Source organism: Nocardia sp. NBC_00511, from assembly GCF_045161165.1.
Lineage (GTDB): Bacteria > Actinomycetota > Actinomycetes > Mycobacteriales > Mycobacteriaceae > Nocardia.
In genome coordinates, this window is record NZ_CP107849.1 from 4,172,601 (window position 1) to 4,190,844 (window position 18,244).

Consider the following 18,244-nt stretch of genomic DNA (forward strand, 5'->3'; position numbering starts at 1 on the left):
CATACAACCCGGCGAGCTCAGAGCGCTGAGTAGTGCACCAGCGCGTCCGCGACCAGCGCCACCCCCGCCACCAGCAGCAGAATCCGCACCGACAGCGGCCCGAAACGCTGTAGACCACGCACCAGACGGCGATAGAACCGGCGCGCGCGAGTCGACCGCAGTGTCGAGGTGATCAGCACCAGGGTCGGCGGCAGCAGCGCGATCGCGCAGTAGACCACGATGATCAACGGCCACAGCGGCGGATGCGGCTCGCGCGCCGAGATCATCGCCAGCCCGGCCAGATACGGCACCGCGGTCGGCGCCTGCGCCAACCCGATCGCCACGCCGACCAGGCCGAGCAGCAACGGTTTCCGCCGCGCCCGCAACGCCCACTCCGGCACCGTCGCCGCACCACCCGACTTCGACAACCGCACGCTGCCGAGCACCAGCAGCAGGATGCCGACCAGCAATTCGGCGCAGTAGCGCACGGTCGGCGTGATGTCGAAGCTGACCAGATCGGTGAGGAAGCGCAGGCCGAGCACGAAGGTGATGCCGAAGGAAACCGTGACGGCGAAGACTCCGGCCAGGAAACTCAACGCCCCCGGCACCGCGGAGCGACGGCTCAGGCGGCTGTCGTAGATCACCGCGGTGGTGACCCCCACCAGCAGGACATCGAGCGAATCGAGGAAGGCGAAGCCCGCGAGCGCCAGCAAGAAGATCAACATGTCCCTGCCGAACATACGGGAACACGACCGGCGGGTTCGAGACCGGTGAGACCGACCCCGGGCTCGCTCAGTTGTCCGGAACCGGGCCGTCGTCGGGAGTCGGGTCGGCACTCACCGATTGCTCGGGCAGCAGCGGCGCGACCGCGAAGACATCGGCCGCGGCATCGGCGGGCAGCGCCTCGACGACGCGGGCACCGGGTTTCGCGGCGATCGTGCGAAGCTCGGCCAGCGGAGCCTGCAGCACCACCGCCACCACGCACGCGCAATTCGCCTCCAGCCGCGCGGTCACCAGATTCTTGACCCGGGTGGAACGATCGTCGTACGTCGGCGTCGAACCCATCTGCGCCGCAGCCGTTTTCACGGTGGCCACCGCCACCGCGTCCCCGGCCGGAACCGGGACCGGAATGATCGGGGTGGCCACCCGATCCACCCACACGTGATACTCCACCTCCGAGATCCGCAGGCCCGCAGCGTATTCGGGAATCCGGTCGGAAGTGATGGCGGTGGTGAACGACAGCAGCGCCCAGCGCACCGACGAATCCTCGCCCCGCAGTGAGTCCTTCGACCGTGCCAGATAGTTCGACACCGCCTCGCCGTTCTCGGGACCGAGCCGGTCGGTGCCGATGACCGCGGCCCGGGGCGGGATCGCCCAGCCCAGAACCACGATCAGCATCACGAAAGCTACTGCGGCGAGACCGATCCCGGCATTGCGGATCGAAGAGGCACGGGGCACTGCGAACCCATCAGTTGGTGCGGAGAACGTCCAGGGCGTGCTTCAGGTCGGCCGGGTACTCGCTGGTGATCTCCACCCAGCGGCCGTCGGCGGGATGATTGAAACCCAGCTGCCGGGCATGCAGCCACTGCCGTTCCAGCCCGAGGCGTTCGGCCAGCCGCGGATCCGCGCCGTAGGTGAGGTCACCGCAGCAGGGATGGCGGACCGCCGAGAAATGCACGCGAATCTGGTGGGTGCGACCGGTTTCCAGATGGATGTCGAGCAGGCTCGCGGCCTGGAACGCCTCGACGGTGTCGTAGTGGGTGACCGAGGGACGGCCGTCCGCGGTGACCGCGAACTTCCAGTCGTTGCCGCGGGCCCGCCCGATCGGCGCGTCGATGGTGCCGCTGCTGGGATCCGGATGACCCTGCACCAGCGCGTGATACCGCTTCTCCACGGTCCGGGCCTTGAACGCCCGCTTGAGCACCGTGTACGCGTGCTCGGACTGCGCCACCACCATCACCCCGGAGGTGCCGACGTCCAGCCGGTGCACGATGCCCTGCCGCTCGTGCGCGCCCGAGGTCGAGATGCGGTAGCCCATGGCGGCCAGCCCGCCCACCACGGTCGGCCCGGTCCAGCCGACACCGGTGTGCGCGGCCACGCCCACCGGCTTGTCGACGGCCACGATGTCGTCGTCGGCGTAGAGGATCCGCATGCCGTCCACCGGCGTCGCCTCCACGACGAGTTCGCGCTTGGGCTCGGGGAATTCGACCTCGAGCCAGGCTCCGGCGGTCAACCGCTCGGACTTGCCGGCGGCGACGCCGTCCAGCTGCACCGAACCGTCCTCGGCCATGGCCGCGACCGCGGTCCGGGACAGGCCGAGCAAACGGGACAGACCGGCGTCGACACGCATGCCGTCCAGGCCGTCCGGTACCGGCATGCTGCGGGTTTCCCTCATGCGGTCTTCTCCTCGGTGTGCGGTGCGGACTGGCGATGGATGCGGGTGCCGTCCAGTTCGAAACCGAACACGGTCAACACGACCAGCAGAATCGCGCCGCACACGATCGACGAGTCGGCCACATTGAACACCGGCCACCAGCCGATGGCCACGAAATCCACCACATGTCCCTGCAGCGGGCCCGGCGCGCGGAACAAACGGTCGATGAGATTGCCGAGCGCACCACCGAGCACCATGCCCAGGCCGATCGCCCACGGCAGCGACCGCAGCGTGCGGCCGATGCGGATCACGCCGATCACCACGGCCGCCGCGATCAGGGTCAGCACCCAGGTCATGCCAGTCGCCATCGAGAACGCCGCGCCCGGGTTGCGAACCAATGTCAGCCGCGCCCAGTCACCGATCAGATAGATCGGCTTACCCGGGGTCATCCGGGTGACCACGATGGTCTTGGTCAGCAGGTCCAGACCGAGCAGCACCGCCGCGATCAGCAGCAGGGTGGGCAGTCGACGAGACTGCGCCACGGCCGTTTCCGACACCGCCGCGGTCTCGGCCGCATCCGGCGAATCGGCCGCTGCCTGCCCGTTTTCCGATGACGCCGACGCGTCCGCGGCGGCGGTCTCCGCATCCCGCGCGGCCCCGGTCTCGCCAGGCAACACGTCTGGATCTTCTGCGCCGGTTTCGCGCGGGCGGTCGGTACTCACCCTTGACATCATTCCCTATGGCCGGTGACCCATCCCGCACGCCCGCCTCGCCCACGATCCCAGCAGATTTTCAGGATCGCTGCGTAACCTGTTCGACGTGACGGTGTTGTCTTCATCCCCCAGCTCGGCGCATGCCACCGCACGCTGTTCCGGCGCATCCCGCCGACCCCGGCCCGGATCACGCCACACCCGCCCCGGCGTGCTGCTGCTGGTACTGGCGATGACGCTGTCGGCCTTCGCGGTCGGCTGCAGCGACCGGCCCGAAGTCACCGCCGAATCCGACAACACCGACAGCCACGGCCTCGGCAAAGAGGTCACCATGCCGATCGAGGCGATGACCACCACGGTGGTGGATCCCGGCGCGGAACCCCGCTCGCCGCTACGGCGCTCGTTCACCCCGGGCACCACCCAGCAGGTCACGCTCAGCACCGACCATCACATCGAGCAGCAGATCAATCAGCAGGCGGTGCGCGACTTCTCGCCGCCCTCGGTGACCATTCCACTCACCGCGCAGGCGGGCACCGACGGCGTCGACCTCACCCTCGGCAATGTCACCTCCCCGGATCCCGCACTGGCCAAGGCGCTGCTGCCCGCCGACGGCTCCCGCGTCGGGTTCGACGTCAGCGAGCTGGGTGCGATCACCGCGCTGCGGCTGGCCCCCAAGCCCGCCACCTCCGACGCCGCGCGGGCCGCGCTCGAGCAGGCGTTCTATCAGGCCGTGTACCAGTCCATCGCCTTCCCCGACGAGGCCGTCGGCGTGGGCGCGGTGTGGACGGTGCGGCAACAGGTTTCCGACAGCGTGCCGCTCGAGCAGGTCACCACCGCGACCCTCACCGCACGCGAGGGCAATCAGCTCACCATCGAACTCAATGTGGTGCAGACCCCGAAAACCACGGTGTGGCATCTGCCCAACGAGGCCGGGCAGCTCGAGATCGTCGACTACCTGATGCACGGCACCGGCACCATCGCGGTGGATCTCGATATGCCGCTGCCGGTTTCCGGCTCCGTCGAGGTGGGCGGCAACCAGACCTACCGCGATCCGAACAGCCAGGTCACCCTGCGCCAGACGCTGCGCACGGAGGTGCAGTGGGGCGCCTGACCCGCTCGGCGCTGCTGGCGGCCGCCCTCGCGCTGACCGTCACCGCCTGCGGGAGCAAGGATTCCGCGGCACCGCTGCCGACCCTCGGACCCACCGTGGCGCCCGGGACTTCCGGCGCGGGCGCGGCGCCACTCGATCAGTACACCCTGCGCGGTGACCTGCTCGAGGTGGGACAGTTGCCCGCCGGGTTCTCCGCGCTCAACGATCCGCCGCCCGGCAGCACCAGCGGCGCGGGCTCGAAAACCGATCCGGCACAGTGCTCCAGCGTGCTGGCCGGCATCGCCGACCAGGCCCCCGGCTCGGCCGCGCAGGCCGCCGCGCAGTTCGCGGGCTCGAACTTCGCCAGCCTCGACATCGATGCCGCCTCCTACGCCAACGGCGGTGCGGCGCAGGCCTTCTCCGCGGTGCAGAAGCTGTTGCAGGGCTGCACCAAATACACCGGGAAGGACGCCGACAATTCGTCCGTGGAATTCCGGGTCGGCGGGCTGAGCCAGCCGAATGCCGGGGACGCGTCCACCTCGTTCCAAATGCGCACCACCAGTCAGGGTTTGACGCTGTACACGGATGTGAGCATCGTGCTCGTCGGGTCGACGGTGGTGCAGATCGCGCTGTCCGATGCGAAGGAACCGGATCCGCAGCAGCTCAGCGCCATGACCGCGACGCAAGTTCGGCGTTTACAGGGCGCGGTCGGCCCTTAACCCGCCCGGAAAATACCGACCAGCGTTTTCGGTCCGGACTTTTTCGGCCGAATTCGTACGGGCTCGGACAACGTCGTACTCGAATATGGGCCTGGAGAGCGACTTTCGACACCGCGCGCACCCGCGACGGGACATAATCCACTGCGGCGGCGCAGCGGTTCGGCGCCGCGCGGAACAGAGGCAGCCGACACACGGGTAGGCGTCGCAGTGAGCAAGAATCCCGAACAGCACCCCGCACCCGGGAAACCGGGAAGGCGACAGTTCGACGTTCACGGCCGGGAGGTACGCGGCCAGGTCGTCGGCGAAGGCAACTCGGTGGTGAACAACTTCCACGGGCCCAGCAGACGGCTGGCGGCGGTGTCACTCGCGGCGCTGCTGGTTCTCGCCGGAGCGGTGGCCGCGGCGGTCTGGGCGAACCGGCACGGCAACTCCGCGGTGGCGGGCAACGCCGAATCCACACCGCCGGTAGCGGTGTCGGCGACCGCCACCACCACGACGACCACCGGCCTCACACCGGCCATCGGGCCGTCCGCCACCTCACCGCAGGCCCACGCGCCCATCTCCTACGACCTCACCAAACTGCGATCAGTGGTGTGGAACAACGGTTTCGACCCCGTAGACCCGGTCCGCATCGGCACCGGCACCTACCCGGCGGGCATCGTCGGCAGCTACCAGTCCAGCAGCAGCGATCAGAACGACAAGGCGGTGTGGGCGATCGCCGGGCAGTGCACGGCCTTCGACACCTCGGTCGGCAAGAACACCGACTCGTCCGGCGGCGGCACCGGCCACTTCGTGGTCCTCGGCGACGACCGCGAACTGTTCTCCGTCGACGTCGGACCCAACGATCCGGCCGCCGACGTCCACGTCGACATCACCGGCATCATTCGCCTCACCCTGCTCGACACCCGCCACGGCCAGGACGCCACCAACGCCTGGGGACGCCCCCGGATCCTCTGCGCCGGATCGCCCGGTCCGGCCCACTGAACATGCACGCGCACAACGCAGTCGATGCGACAGGGGCAGCCGGGTGACCAAGGAATCCGACGAGTCCGGTGCCGACTACTCCGCCGACGCGCGCCACGCCGACGGCGTCCAGATCGGCGACTCCGCCACCCAGTACAACCTCTTCTACCGCACCCGCGACGACAACCTGCGCCTCACCCGCCTCGGCCTGATCGTCGCCATCATCGTGGCGCTGCTCGCCGCCTCCGGCGCGATCGCCGCCACCGTGACCCTGACCACCAAATCCGAAGCCCTGGGCCCACCCGAGGTCCTCCTCGAACCCGGAGATCAACAGGGCAACAACCCTTTCATGCCCACCGCCCCACCGGTCTACCACCCCGAAGGCACCCAGCCGGTAGTCGACCTCCCCGGCATCGGCAGCTCCGCGGCGGCGAAGCCGTACTCCGGCGATCTTCCCGGCCTCTACACCGCCCCCAGGAATCAGACCCTCCCCGACCGCGACGCCATCATCACCTTCTACACCGACCACCCCTCCGAAGCAGCCACCGCCGCAACAGCTCTCGGCGCAGACTCGACCCTCACCTGGTCCCACGGCAAAGCGATCACCGGCCCGGATCTCGTTGAGTACCTCCGGGAACTCACTCCGGTTCTGCTCCGCGTCGACCAGCGAGTCACGAATTACACACTGGTGGAGGGCAAACCAACTCCACACCAATCGATCCTCCAGGCCGGAACCGCAGTCCTGGTGGACAACCACGGCGTCCCGCGATTCCGAAGCCTCAGCGGCGCACCCCTGACCCTCCCCACCGCCCTCCCCCACACCCCAACCTTCAGTGGCACACCGTGGCCAGGATTCGACGCCAAACGAGTCGCAGCAGTGTCCCCCGGAGCGGCGCTGATCCGAATCACCTTGATCGACAACAAAACCGGCAACCCATTCGACCGCCCTGTCGGAACCACCGGCGACCGCGACCTCGACCACCCCGACTGGCCGACAACCACAACGCCCACACCAACACCGACCACCCCACCAACGACCACGATCACGACATCGCAGGCGCCGACAACTGCCCGAAGCAACAGTCCCGAAGCACCCTTGGATCTGTCAGGCGTATGGGTACTGAGTTCGTCGTACACCACGGTGCAGGGCAACAGCGTGAGCGGCACCGTCAAGCAGACCGCGGACGGCTTCGCCTTCCACTACGAGGTGGGTTTCGGCACTGGACTATCGACCGTTGATTGCTCGCTACCGAACAAGTTCGGCGAGACAGTGAGTATGACGTGCGTCAGCGGATCGACGGTCGACACCACCGACTACGGGTATCACCTGACCGATGTGGGCAGACTGACGCGGATTCCCTGGGGCGAACACACAAAGTTCCGCTTCGACGGCACCGGCGCAACTCCGGAAATCGGCTCACTTGGCAAAGCCACCTTCACCCTCGCACCCCAATAGTCCGCGGCCACAGCGTCCATTGATCGGCCTCTGGTACCGACTCAATCATGATCAGGGACCTCTCACCGTCCAGAACCGGACAAAACTTCGCGGTGGGAGCTCCCTGATCATGAAACCGAGTCAGCGGAAGTCGTTGTGTTGGTGGCCGTTGTCGCCGATTTGGATGCCTTTGCCGTCGCGGACGTTCACGGTGTAGCGGCTCTTTTTCCTGCGGCCGGACGGCTCGGGTTCCGATGCGGTGGGTGGGGTCGCGGCGATCTGCGGGTCGGCGTTCGGGACATGATTCGCCGACTCGGCGGCGTTGGCTGTGTTGGCTGTGTTGGGGTGGTTGGACGGCACGATATTCGGGGTGAGTTGCGAATCTGGTTGTGGGGCAAGGGGTGACGGGGTGGGCGTCAGCGGCTGGGTGGGGAGGGTGGTCCAGGGGAGGGAGTGTTCCTGGGCGAATTTCGCGGTGGCTCGGGCGGCCAGGCGGAGGAACCAGGGTTTGTCTTGGGGGCGGGTGGAGGTGCGGCCGAGGAAGAGGAGGGCGCAGGCGGCCAGGGAGAGGTGGGATTGGGTGCGCCAGGCGGGGGCCAGGCCGGATTTGTCTATCCAGGAGGTGGTTTCGGTGTGGATGCCTTGGATGAGGGTGGCGAGCCAGCCGGGGAGGAGGTGGGTGGGGCCGGTGATCGGGTCGAGGAGGACTTCGATCAGGGGGGATTGCTGGGGTGGGGACACTGCTTCCATGGCGCGGGCGATGATGTAGAGCAGGAGGTGGGCGGGGTCTCGGGTGAGGGGGCCGACGCTGTCGTAGAGGGCGGTGTCGATGAGGTAGTAGTCGGTGACGTCGGTGTGGGGGCGCACGCGGATCAGGGCGTTGTCGGTGTGCAGGTCGCCGTGGCTGTGGCCGGTGAGGGGTGCGATCAGGGTGTCGGCGAACAGTTCACCGCGCGCTACCGCGAACGGGTTCGGCAGGGGGGCGGGTTCGCCGTCCAGGGTCAGCAGCGCTGCGGGGTGGTTGCGCGACCAGGTGGCGAGGCGGCCGTCGGGTTCCAGTTGGTCGAACAGGTGCGAGGCGAAGAACTGTGCGGGACTCCACTTCTGGTCCGGAAGGATGTACGGCTTGCCCGCCCAGTCGCCGAGTACGCCTGCCACGATGCTGCGACAGGCATCGGTGAACACCTCCGGGCGACAGGTGAGCTCACGTGCGTGGGGTGGTTCGATCTCGTCGGCCAGGCCGAGCATGCGGCGCAGCAGCACCGTCAGCACCTCGGTGTTCTCGAAGGCGTTGGCGGCGATGCGCTGGAAGGTGATCCACTGCCGGGGCGACACCGGGACCGCGTCGTGCACGAAGGTGCTCAGGTGGGCGGCGGCGAAGTCGGCGGCGTCCCGCTCGGCGCGGCGATGCCGGGCGAACTCGTTGGTGCGCAGCGAATCACGTTCCGCCGACAGCACTTTCAGCACCAGCATCGTGCATTCGACCTTATGGCTGTCGGTTTCACGAACCACGGCGACGGGCTGACGGCTGCGGCCGTTCACCAGCCAGCGATCCAGGGCGTAGTGGCGGCCGTGTAGGTCGGCCCAGACCGCCAGCATCTCGGCGACATGCGGGTCCAGCCCGCGGGCGAGCTCCGGGTCGAGTCCGCGATACAGGTCCGGCATGGATCCTCCGTTCTACGAGGGTGAAGGTGGTTCGCCGCGTTCGGATTCGAGGGCATCCAGGCGGCTGCGCAGGGCGACGGTGATCGGGTGGGTGGGTCCCAGCAGGCGCTGGGCAGCGGGGGCGGCGACCGAGGCCACCCGCGCGGCCTCCGACAGGTGCCCGGCGGCGTGGTGGACGTCGGCCAGCGCGCGGCCGACTGCGAGGGTGCGCGGATGGTCGAGGCCGCGGACGCGCTGATTGGCGGGCCACAGTCGGCTCAGTTCCGCCTCCGCCTCGGCCACACGGCCCCGGGCGTGCAAGAGTTCGGCACGGTACTGGCGGGTGGACAGGGTGGCGGGATGCTCGGGTCCGAGCACCGCCGTGCGAGCCTCGAGCACTTCTGTGTACATCGCCTCCGCCTGCGCCGTATCACCTTGTGCGCGCACCAGATCCGCGATGCCCTGACGGCTGGTGAGGGTGTCGGGGTGCGAGGAGCCGAGCAGCTCGAGGCGCGTCAGATAGGTCTGCTGCGACAGTCCCCGGGCCTCCTCGAACTTGCACAGCCGACGCAGCGTGCGAGCCAGATAATGCTGGGTGGTCAGCGTGTCGGGGTGATCGGAGCCCGCGACCGTGCGACGGCGGGCCAGCACCGAGCGGTAGAGCTGTTCGGCATCCGCGTACCGGCCCTGGTCGTAGCGCAGGCGCGCGAAATTGTGCTCGATGTCCAGGCGCAGCGGATCGGCGTCGGTGAGCCGTCCCGCACACCGGTGCAGCACCAGGCCGAAGGTGGCATCCGACTGTTCGCGTAACCCGCTGGCGCGCAGATACTGTGCCGCGTCACCACCGAGCTGCAGTGCGCCCCGGACCGCCGGGGTCACCGTGGACAGCACCGCCAGCAGATCCAGCGGCGCGGTGCAGTGGGTCAGCAGGGCCCGCCATTTGTGCCAGGCCGCAGGCGATTTCGGATGCGCGTTGCGTAAGGCGGCGCGCAGCAGTGTGGTCGTCGTGCGCAGGTGATCGGCGGCGAGATCGGCGGAGGCGACATCGCGGCGCGCCATGTCCCGCACCAACGGGTGCAGGGTGACGGAACCAGACACGCCGGAATCGTCGACCGCGATCAATCCCAGGTCGTCGAGCGCCCGCAATGCCTGCCACACACCGCGCGCCGTGACGCCCTCGAAAAGTGGTGTTTCCGAAAGTGTTTCGACGTCGAGGAGCTCCCCGTACGGGATGGCTTCGGTGCCGAAGCAGGCCAGCGTGCCCAGCAGGGTGGTCGCCTGCGGGACGCCCCGGCGAGCCAGCAGTTCCAGCGACAGCCGCCAGCTGGACCCGATCACCAGACGTTCGTCGCCCCGCCCGTGTTCCGGCATCAGGTCTCGATAGCCACTGTGCTGCAAGGCATCCCGATATTCGCGATAACCCCGGGGTACGGCCGTCACCCCGAAGAACGCCGGGGCGCGCCGGGACTCGGCGAGATAGCGCCCGGCCAGCATGAGCGCCAACGGCAATCCGCCGAGCCGCTCCGACAGCTCGGCCGCCTCCGCGAGATCTCCTGTGCCGGAAAGATTTCCGGCACCGGCGGGGTCGAGATCCGCGAGCACCTGCGCGCCGATGGCGGCCGGCAGTCCCCCGACCCGGTGAATCGACAGCCATCCCGGTGGCTCCGCACCCCAGATGGCCTGATCCCCATCACGAGTCGTGACCAGTACCGTCCCGCGCTCCCCCGCGACCCGTCGCAACCAGCCGGTGCCGTCACTGATCCGCGCGCCGGGCAACGCCAGCACCTGCGGGTCGTCGACATTGTCGAGCACCAGCAGCCAGCGATGCGGCAACTCGGCCAGACAACGCCACAGCGTATCCGGCGGGCTGCCGCCCTGCGACAGATAGCCCGCCGCACCCAATTGCACTGTCAGCGCGTGCATTCCGGCGGCCAGGGTCGCCGCGTCGTTCCCGGCGATCCAGTAGGTGGCGATGCCCGCCGCCAGGGCGTGTTCGGCGACGGTCAGCGCGATCATGCTCTTGCCGCAGCCGCCGAGCCCCTGCAGCACATGCACACCGGCGGGCCCGGCCACCGTTCCGTCGGCGCACCCGCTCAGCAGCCGGACGAGGTCGTCGCGACCGCGCAGTCGCGGTTCGACCACGAGCCGATCGACGGGGGCGCGGGTGGACACCAGCATGCGCGCGGCCTCCCCGGCGAGCGCGGTCTCGACCGATTCGGCGGGCCCCTCCCGCACCAGCCAGTACGCGTCCCACCACCGCCGCACCTCGTCGCCGCGCTCGATGCCGAGCACCCCCAGCAGGGTGCCGAGCAGGTTCGGGGGCTGCAGGGCGGGCAGGTGCGCGCCCGCGAAGTAGCCGCCGAGCGTGCTGGGCGGCAACCCCACCCGATTGGCGACCTGCCGGACGCTGAGCCCGCTGCGCCGCCGCGCCAGCGTCAGTTCGCGGCCGAACTCGCGCCGGGAGCTGATCCGGCGCGGATCGGGCGCATCGAGGCCGTTGCGATCTGCTCCGGTCACCGTCGGCTCCCTCCGTCCCGTGGCCACGCTAGCCGCGTTCAGGACCGCCGAACCGTACGACGTTGTCCGGACCTGCTCGGGGACACCGCATATCGGGGTGTATCGGCGGTGTCATGGATTCCGGACGGCGCGGCGATCGCGCCGTAACGGGAAACGAGAGCGAGAAAACGTATGGGACGCAAGGTAACCGCCGGGTTCGTCGCCGGAGTCGGCGTCACCGTGGCGCTGCTGTCCGGGTGCTCATCCAATGCGGGCGGCGACACCACCTGCAAGGACTTCCTGAAGCAGGATACGTCCAAGCAAACCGACACCATCACGAAATTCCTGAAGGACAAGGGCAAGAACCCGACCGGTCTCGAGGTCACGGCGAACCGGGTTTCGGCCGCCGCGTTCTGCAAGACGCTCGGCAAGCAGGACAGCAAGGTGCGCGACATCGACCACGGCTGAATATGCGGCGGCTCGACCCGGTCGGCCGCACCCGGAGCAGGTCGATCGTGAAAAGCGCGGCGGAACAGGGGGTTCGGCGCGATTACGAGGGGTCGGTCGGCCTGCTCCCTCCCTCATCCGGCGAACGGAGCACCACATGATCGCGCTGTGGACCTCGATCACCGGCGCGGCGGCCACCCTGCTCGGCGCGCTGCTCACCTTCTGGATCCAGCGCGCCCTCGGCGAACGCGCGGCCACCCGGCAGCGACTCGAACGCGAACGGCGCGAACGACTCGACGCCTACAGCCGCTTCAGCGGCGCGGCCATCCACTACCGGCTCAGCGAGCTCACTCGCTGGCAGCTGGTGTCGGAACTGCCGGGCAGCCCGGAGGCCAGGACCGCCATCGGCACCGCGCACCGTTGCCGCGCAGTCCTTTTCGAAGAACTGTCCCGAATGCAGATCCTCACCGACGACCCCGGGCTGCGCGAGATCGCCACCGACGTCGTGGAACGCATCGACGCCATCCACCGCGCCATCGACGCCGAGGAACGACGGCGGCGCGGCATCGAGGCGGGCGAGCGGATCGAACGGTTCGTCCGGCACGCCGCCTCCGACCTACGGCCGGGCGACCACGGGGTGATCGCCCTGCCGTTCCGGCGCTGACGCCGAACGCCGCTTACTGCCAGCCGGTCACATTGATCGGGCCGGGATTCCAGAGGCCGCTGTGACTTTCGACGGTCACGCTGGGTTTCGCGGTCACCGCCGAGGAGTCGATGCGGCGCAGCTCCTGCAGCTCGCCCCAGTCGTTGCGCCAGTCGTTGTCCAGATAGGTGGCCAGGGTGTACGGGCGCACCAGCATGGAGCTCCAGCCCAGCGCACCGCCGCCGTCGTGGCTCTGCCACAGCGTGGTCATGGCCGCGCCGCCGCGATCGGGCAGGATGCGGAAGTCCGGCACCTCGGCGATGCCGTCGAGGTGATCGAACGGGCGCTGGCACGGGAACTGCAGGCCCACTTCCCAATCCAGCAGCACCGGCTTCGTGGCGCCGACGTAGTCCTGCAGGGTGGTGGTCTGCGGGACGCGCGGCGGGGTGAGGGCCAGCCACTGCTTGGCGTCACTGTCCCGGTCCGAGGCGATCACGCGAATCGCGGTGGCCTGCATCGGGATATCGGTGAACGGCACCCGCAGGTTGCGCCAGGTCGGGGCGGGGCCGATGTCGATCGGGGTGACCCGGCCCAGCGGCGTGATGGACCCGTCCGCCTCCGGCACCCCGTATTCGATCTCCACGGACTGGCCGGGGGTGACCACGCCGTCCTTGTTGACCGAGCGGATGCGGCCCGCCGCGGCGAGCGCGATGATGCCGTTGCGGTCGCGGGCCTGCGGCAACCCGTACCAGCCGGTGGTCAGCGTGGAGACGGCCTCGGTGCTGTTGTAGCTGCCCAGCACCGGGGTGTTCGAGTCGAGACCGAAAGGCAGTGGCGCGGTGGACGTTCCGTCCACGGTGGTGGTGCTGCGACCGCTCACCGCGGCGGACACGCTGCCCCCGTTGTCGCTGGTGTCGTCGTCGGCGCGCAGGTCCGTCGCGACGCCCTGCGGGGTGAAGCCGACCGCGTCCGAGGTGAAGGCGGTGTGCGCGTCACCGGTGAGCGGCTTCAGCATGCCCGCGTTCGGGTCCTTCTCCACCAGGACATCCCGGGCCATACCGCACGGCTCACCCAGCACCGCATCGATATTCGAGCGCGCCAGCGAGTAGGCCGGGTACTGGGTGACCGCGCCCTTGGCAAGCGAGGCCACCTCGAACAGCACCATGAACGCGGCCGCCACGGTCAGCGGAGGGATCGCCACCAGTCGCCAGCCGAACTTCGAGATCCGGTGCGGCCCTGGGGTTTGCGGGGCGCGCACATGGAACCATCCGGCCAGGCCGAGCAGCGCGATCGCCAGCACCAGGAACAGCTTGTCCACGCCGAACCCGGCCAGCACCACCGACTTGTCGTTCCACGGGATCGACCAGTTGGAGACGTACCACCAACCGTTGATGCTGGAGAACGCCATTGCCATCGCGAAGGCGATCACCGCCGCGAACAACGTCCGGTTGCGCGGCGACTTCATCACCCGCGGCCCGACCGCGACCGCGGTCAGAACCGCTATCACACCGGCCAATCCGGCGTAGACGCCGTTGTGGTGGGTCCACTTGGTGGGCGTGGTCATCATCAGCAGAATCACGCCGACGCCCGAGCCCAGCACCCGGCGCACCGGCCCCGGCGCGGTGAACGGAATCCGGCCGCCCTTGCGCAGCAACACGAACACGCACACCAGCAGGCCGATCCAGAACGCGAACATGCCGAAGCGGCGCGCGAGCGAACCGTCGATGGTCGGCATGAACAGGTACTGGTAGCGGATGTACTCGCCGTCCCAGTGCACGTCGGGGCCGACCAGGGTGTGCACCCGGCGCATCACCGACATGGAGGTGAAGGGCTGATCGCAGAACATGATCGCCAGCACCACCGCGCCCGCGGCCACCACCGGCGCGGTCAGCGTCAGGTAGCCGCCGAAGCGGGCGCGCAGGATCGTCCACGTGCTCGAACCCGCGGGCACCGGCTTGCCGAGTTCACTCGCGCGGCGGTTGAGGATGCGCCACATGGGCCGGATACCGGCCAGCAGCGGCGCGAAGCAGATGACACCCGAGGGGCCGACGGTACAGCTGAGCGCGCCCACCAGGATGGCCACGCCGTAGGGCAGCAGCCGTCCGGTCGCGATCGCCCGCTCCACCGACACCCAGGTGAGCAGCACGCCCAGCGCCACCAGCGGTTCGGGGCGCAGACCGTTGTTGTAGGGCAGCCACACCGCGAGGAAACCCAGCGCGCCGGTCCACACCGCGACCCGGTCGCGACGCACCCGCGCGCCCAGGCGCGGAATCACCTCGCGACTGAGCAGCAGCCAGATCAGGATGCCCGACAGCAGCGCGGGTAGTCGCACGAACACGCTGGCCGGACTGATCAGCGCCATATGCCCGATCAGGTCGTAATACGGTGTGCCGACCGGGGTTTCGGGGACACCGAAGTAGCCGAAGTAGTTGGCCATGTACCCGGCGTGGATGGACGTGCGGCCCATGCCGTACTGGTAGCCGTCGTCGGAGGTGGTGGCGCCGATGAAGTGCCACAGCACCAGCGTGCCCAGCACCACGGCGTCCACCGGCTTGAACGTCCACCACTGCCGCGGCAGGAACCGGTGGTCGCGCCGACCGTCGCGGCGACCCAGGCGGAACAGTCCGAACAGGGCGATCAGGGTGCCGAGGACCGCGGTCCAGATGGCGATCCGCTTGACCGGGCTCGGCGTCGAGGAGAAGCGGCTGTCGACCTGGGCGGTGACCTTCGCGCCGTCGGCGAGGGTGAGATCGCTGAACACGCCGACCAGCTGCGGGCGGTAGTCGCCGGTCAGCGTGACCGGTGTGACCGCGGTCCCGCTGAGCGTGGCGACAGTCTGCTGCATGTCGGAGTGCACGGTCAGCGCGCATCCGGCGACCAGCTGATCGACCGGGACGCTGAGCAATGTCTGATGATGCAGGACGGCTTCCAGCTTGGCGGGCGTCGTCACGCCGTCGGTGCCGGTGGCCGCCGCGGTGACGCGGGCCACGAAGCCGTAGCGCTCGAGATCCGGCGCACCGTTGGGCGCGGTGGCGGCGAGCGTGCCGCCCTTCGAACCCAGCTGCGCCACAGCCGAACAGGGCAGCGTCACATCGAAAGTCAAGGGCGCGTACGACACCAGCGGCGCTTCGATGCTCTGCGTCGAATTGCCTTGCGGCCACGTAAGAGTCGTGGCATCCACCTTGACCGGCAGGAACGGCACCGCCAGTGCGGCCAGCACCGCGATCAGACCGGCGATCAGCGCGAGCGGCCGTTCCCATCCCCCGGATCTCGGGGCAACGAGATCAGCTCTGGCACCACCGGCGGACGCTTGCCCCGCCTTCTCCAACACGTCGGTCACGACCGCAGATCCTAAGCGGAACTCATTAGTGACCGCTCCCCCCTGTCCCCGATTGCCAGGAAACAACCAGGCCCGGCCACCCCGTCGGGGCGGCCGGGCCTGGTTGGGATTCGGCTAGGAGCAGGCCGGGGAGGTCTGGTTGGCCAGCGACAGCATGTTGCAGATCCACTCCTTCTGGACCTTCCACTTGCCGTCCTCGGCCACGAACGGGACCACCGCGTTCTGCGGGGCGCCACCGTTGACGGCGACCGAGGCGTCGGCGGTGATGGTGCCGTTGCCCAGATCGGTCACGTTGGTGACGCTGATGGTCGCGTTGTTCTGCTTGTAGGCGTTGCTCAGCAGCGAAGGCAGGTTCGGATCCGCCGAGACGCCCTGCAGCATGTCGAGCTTGTCGGCATCCGGGACATTCGGGTCCAGGGCCTTCTGCAGCTCGGTGTTGAGGTCCGCCGCGGTCGGGGCCGGCGGGTAGCTCGTGGAGGCCGCGGAGGTGGTCTTCGACGTGGAGGTCTTGGCAGGAGTGCTGCTGGTCTTCTTGTCACCGCTCCCACACGCCGACAGCCCGAGTACGGTCACGACAGCCAGGGCGGCGACCGCGATACGTCCAGTCTTCTGAAGCTTCAACTGCTCGTCCTTTGCGTTCGAGTAGGTCCGTTCGACAACGTGACAGCTACACCCGACCGAGCGACGCTGCACGAGGCCCGACCCTACCAACGCATGACGCGGTAAGCCCCCTCCGAGGAGGGTGGCGCGGCTTTTTCAGTCCGAATCCTCATAATTGGCGCAAACACCTCTTACGTGTGTTCAGCCTAGGTCGAATCCGGGCTCAGCGCAGGCTGGCGAGGGGATCCGCGCGGGTCAGCGCCGGATCCTGGGCCGCGAAGGTGCGCGCGGGACCCGGTCCGCTGGAACGAGTCTCGAAGCGGACGGTCACCACGCCGTGCCCCGCGCCCTGCACCCAGCCGTGCCCGAACTCCGCGTGCTCGACATCCAGGCCCGGATACCAGATTTCGGTGGTGTAGGAGCGAGTCGCGGGCGGCACCACCGGATCCGGCACGTCCGCCAGACCCAGCGTCGGCTCCTCCGAGACCGCGGCATCGGGGGCCACCGCCTGATCGAGTTCCGGGAACAGCGACTCCTGGCGGATCTCCGACAGGCCCGCGAAACCCACACCCACCAACCGAATCGCGCCCAGTTCGGCCGGGTCCAGCGCGGAACGCTGGGCGGCGGCGGTCAGCGTGGTCAGGTCCTCGGTCGCGTACGGCAGCGTGGACGACCGCGTCACGATGCTCATATCGGTGCGCTTGAGCTTCAACACCACGGTCCGAGCCGCCCGGCCGTCGTTGGTCAGCCGCCGGTGCGCCGCCACCGCCATGGAGTCGATGGCCGGACGCAACTGCGCGAGGGTGAGAATGTCGGTCTCATAGGTGGTTTCGGCGCTGATCTGCTTGGCCTCCGCACGCTCGGCCACCGGGCGATCGTCGATCCCGCGCGCCAACCGGTGCAGCGCCACCCCGATGCTGCCGCCCAGAATCGAGGACGCCTCCGCCTCCGGCAGCGCCGCGAACGCCCCGACCGTCTCGATACCCAGTGAGCGCAAACGACTTTCGGCCACCGGCCCGATCCCCCACAGTTTGCGCACCGGCAGCGCCGCCAGGAACCCGGTCTGCTCGGCCGCCGAGATCACCCGCACCCCATCGGGTTTCGCCAGCGCGGAGGCGATCTTGGCGAGCTGCTTGCCGCTGCCCGCACCCACCGACGCCACCAGCCCGGTGCGTTCGCGCACCGCCGTGCGCAGGCCCTCGCAGAACTCCCGCACCTGATCGGGTGTGGCCCCGGCCAATTCGGCGGGCTCACCGAACGCCTCGTCGAACGAGAGCGTCTCCAGCACCGGGATCCGCGCGCGCAGGGCCTCGAACACCTGCCCGCTGAGCTCTCCGTACACCGCCCCGCGCGGCGGGATCACCACCGCAGACATGCCGACCAGCCGCCGCGCCTGATGCATCGGCATCGCCGAGCGCGCCCCGAACACCCGCGCCTCGTAGCTCGCGCCCGCCACCACGCCGCGCCCGCCCATGCCGCCCACCAGCACCGGCCGCCCGCGCAGGGTGGGCCGGGTCAGCTGCTCGACCGAGGCGAAGAAGGCGTCCATGTCGATGTGCAGCACCCAGCGGCGCTGCCCCACCCCGCGCGGCGCCGCCGCCGCAAACCCCGCCCGAAGCTGCCGTTCGGCCGTGAGATCGCTCGGAACCGGCTGCGAATCCCGGATTTGCCCGACCGCGCCGAACGCTCCCCCAACGACCCCCGTATCACCGCCGCGACCAGCCATGATGCCGGTGTTTGCGGGCTGGTCGGAGGGCTGCACCAGACGGAATCTACGCGCCACAACCGACAGGTCCGTATACGC

General features: G+C 69.0%; 15 protein-coding genes. 6 read left to right on the top strand and 9 right to left on the bottom strand.

From position 1 onward, the window contains the following. Nucleotides 1-17 precede the first annotated feature (17 nt). The 4 genes from OG300_RS19660 to lspA form a co-directional block, all read right to left on the bottom strand. The gene (locus OG300_RS19660; RefSeq protein WP_405498014.1) at nt 18-704 is read right to left on the bottom strand and encodes a GAP family protein; all 687 of its coding nucleotides are present in this window, start codon (nt 702-704) and stop codon (nt 18-20) included. Between the two features lie 67 nt (nt 705-771). Further along, nucleotides 772-1,437: a hypothetical protein gene (locus OG300_RS19665; protein ID WP_405498016.1), complete on the bottom strand. Its 666-nt coding sequence runs from the start codon at nt 1,435-1,437 to the stop codon at nt 772-774. A gap of 10 nt (nt 1,438-1,447) precedes the next feature. Next, nucleotides 1,448-2,374 carry an RluA family pseudouridine synthase gene (locus OG300_RS19670; RefSeq protein WP_405498018.1) on the bottom strand — a complete coding sequence of 309 codons (927 nt, stop codon included), beginning with the start codon at nt 2,372-2,374 and terminating at the stop codon, nt 1,448-1,450. Continuing rightward, entirely contained in the window at nt 2,371-3,075 is a 705-nt protein-coding gene (gene lspA / locus OG300_RS19675) for a signal peptidase II (RefSeq protein WP_405498020.1), read from the bottom strand. Before lspA ends, OG300_RS19670 begins: the two co-directional genes overlap by 4 nt. A gap of 220 nt (nt 3,076-3,295) precedes the next feature. Between lspA and OG300_RS19680 the strand changes: the two genes are divergently transcribed. The 4 genes from OG300_RS19680 to OG300_RS19695 all read left to right on the top strand — a co-directional run bounded on the left by OG300_RS19680 (nt 3,296) and on the right by OG300_RS19695 (nt 7,291). Continuing rightward, on the top strand, nt 3,296-4,174 hold the full coding sequence (locus OG300_RS19680; RefSeq protein ID WP_405498601.1) for a hypothetical protein: 879 nt from the start codon (nt 3,296-3,298) through the stop codon (nt 4,172-4,174). Then, nucleotides 4,162-4,872: a hypothetical protein gene (locus OG300_RS19685; protein WP_405498022.1), complete on the top strand. Its 711-nt coding sequence runs from the start codon at nt 4,162-4,164 to the stop codon at nt 4,870-4,872. Before OG300_RS19680 ends, OG300_RS19685 begins: the two co-directional genes overlap by 13 nt. Before the next feature lie 207 nt (nt 4,873-5,079). Beyond that, nucleotides 5,080-5,856 (top strand): NPCBM/NEW2 domain-containing protein, encoded by a 777-nt coding sequence (locus tag OG300_RS19690; RefSeq protein WP_405498024.1) that lies wholly within the window; start codon nt 5,080-5,082, stop codon nt 5,854-5,856. Nucleotides 5,857-5,899: 43 nt separating this feature from the next. After that, a complete protein-coding gene (locus OG300_RS19695; protein WP_405498026.1) occupies nt 5,900-7,291 on the top strand; it encodes a DUF6777 domain-containing protein in 1,392 nt (463 codons plus the stop codon). A 120-nt stretch (nt 7,292-7,411) separates the two neighbouring features. On the opposite strand, the gene OG300_RS19700 is transcribed toward OG300_RS19695, so the two are convergent. Together OG300_RS19700 and OG300_RS19705 are read right to left on the bottom strand one after the other, a co-directional pair. Then, nucleotides 7,412-8,935, bottom strand: a complete 1,524-nt coding sequence (locus tag OG300_RS19700; RefSeq protein WP_405498028.1) for a hypothetical protein — start codon at nt 8,933-8,935, stop codon at nt 7,412-7,414. A gap of 12 nt (nt 8,936-8,947) precedes the next feature. Beyond that, entirely contained in the window at nt 8,948-11,431 is a 2,484-nt protein-coding gene (locus OG300_RS19705; RefSeq protein ID WP_405498030.1) for a tetratricopeptide repeat protein, read from the bottom strand. Between the two features lie 171 nt (nt 11,432-11,602). Here OG300_RS19705 and OG300_RS19710 point away from each other — a divergent pair, with 171 nt between their 5' ends. Together OG300_RS19710 and OG300_RS19715 are read left to right on the top strand one after the other, a co-directional pair. After that, nucleotides 11,603-11,878, top strand: coding sequence for a hypothetical protein (locus tag OG300_RS19710; protein ID WP_405498032.1), 276 nt, complete (start codon nt 11,603-11,605; stop codon nt 11,876-11,878). 136 nt (nt 11,879-12,014) lie between these two features. Next, nucleotides 12,015-12,521: a hypothetical protein gene (locus tag OG300_RS19715; protein ID WP_405498034.1), complete on the top strand. Its 507-nt coding sequence runs from the start codon at nt 12,015-12,017 to the stop codon at nt 12,519-12,521. Between the two features lie 13 nt (nt 12,522-12,534). On the opposite strand, the gene OG300_RS19720 is transcribed toward OG300_RS19715, so the two are convergent. The 3 genes from OG300_RS19720 to OG300_RS19730 all read right to left on the bottom strand — a co-directional run bounded on the left by OG300_RS19720 (nt 12,535) and on the right by OG300_RS19730 (nt 17,989). Further along, nucleotides 12,535-15,840 (bottom strand): arabinosyltransferase domain-containing protein, encoded by a 3,306-nt coding sequence (locus tag OG300_RS19720; protein ID WP_405498036.1) that lies wholly within the window; start codon nt 15,838-15,840, stop codon nt 12,535-12,537. Between the two features lie 114 nt (nt 15,841-15,954). Further along, on the bottom strand, nt 15,955-16,461 hold the full coding sequence (locus tag OG300_RS19725) for a hypothetical protein (RefSeq protein WP_405498038.1): 507 nt from the start codon (nt 16,459-16,461) through the stop codon (nt 15,955-15,957). A 202-nt stretch (nt 16,462-16,663) separates the two neighbouring features. After that, nucleotides 16,664-17,989, bottom strand: coding sequence for a DNA polymerase IV (locus OG300_RS19730; RefSeq protein WP_405498602.1), 1,326 nt, complete (start codon nt 17,987-17,989; stop codon nt 16,664-16,666). Between the last annotated feature and the right edge of the window lie 255 nt (nt 17,990-18,244).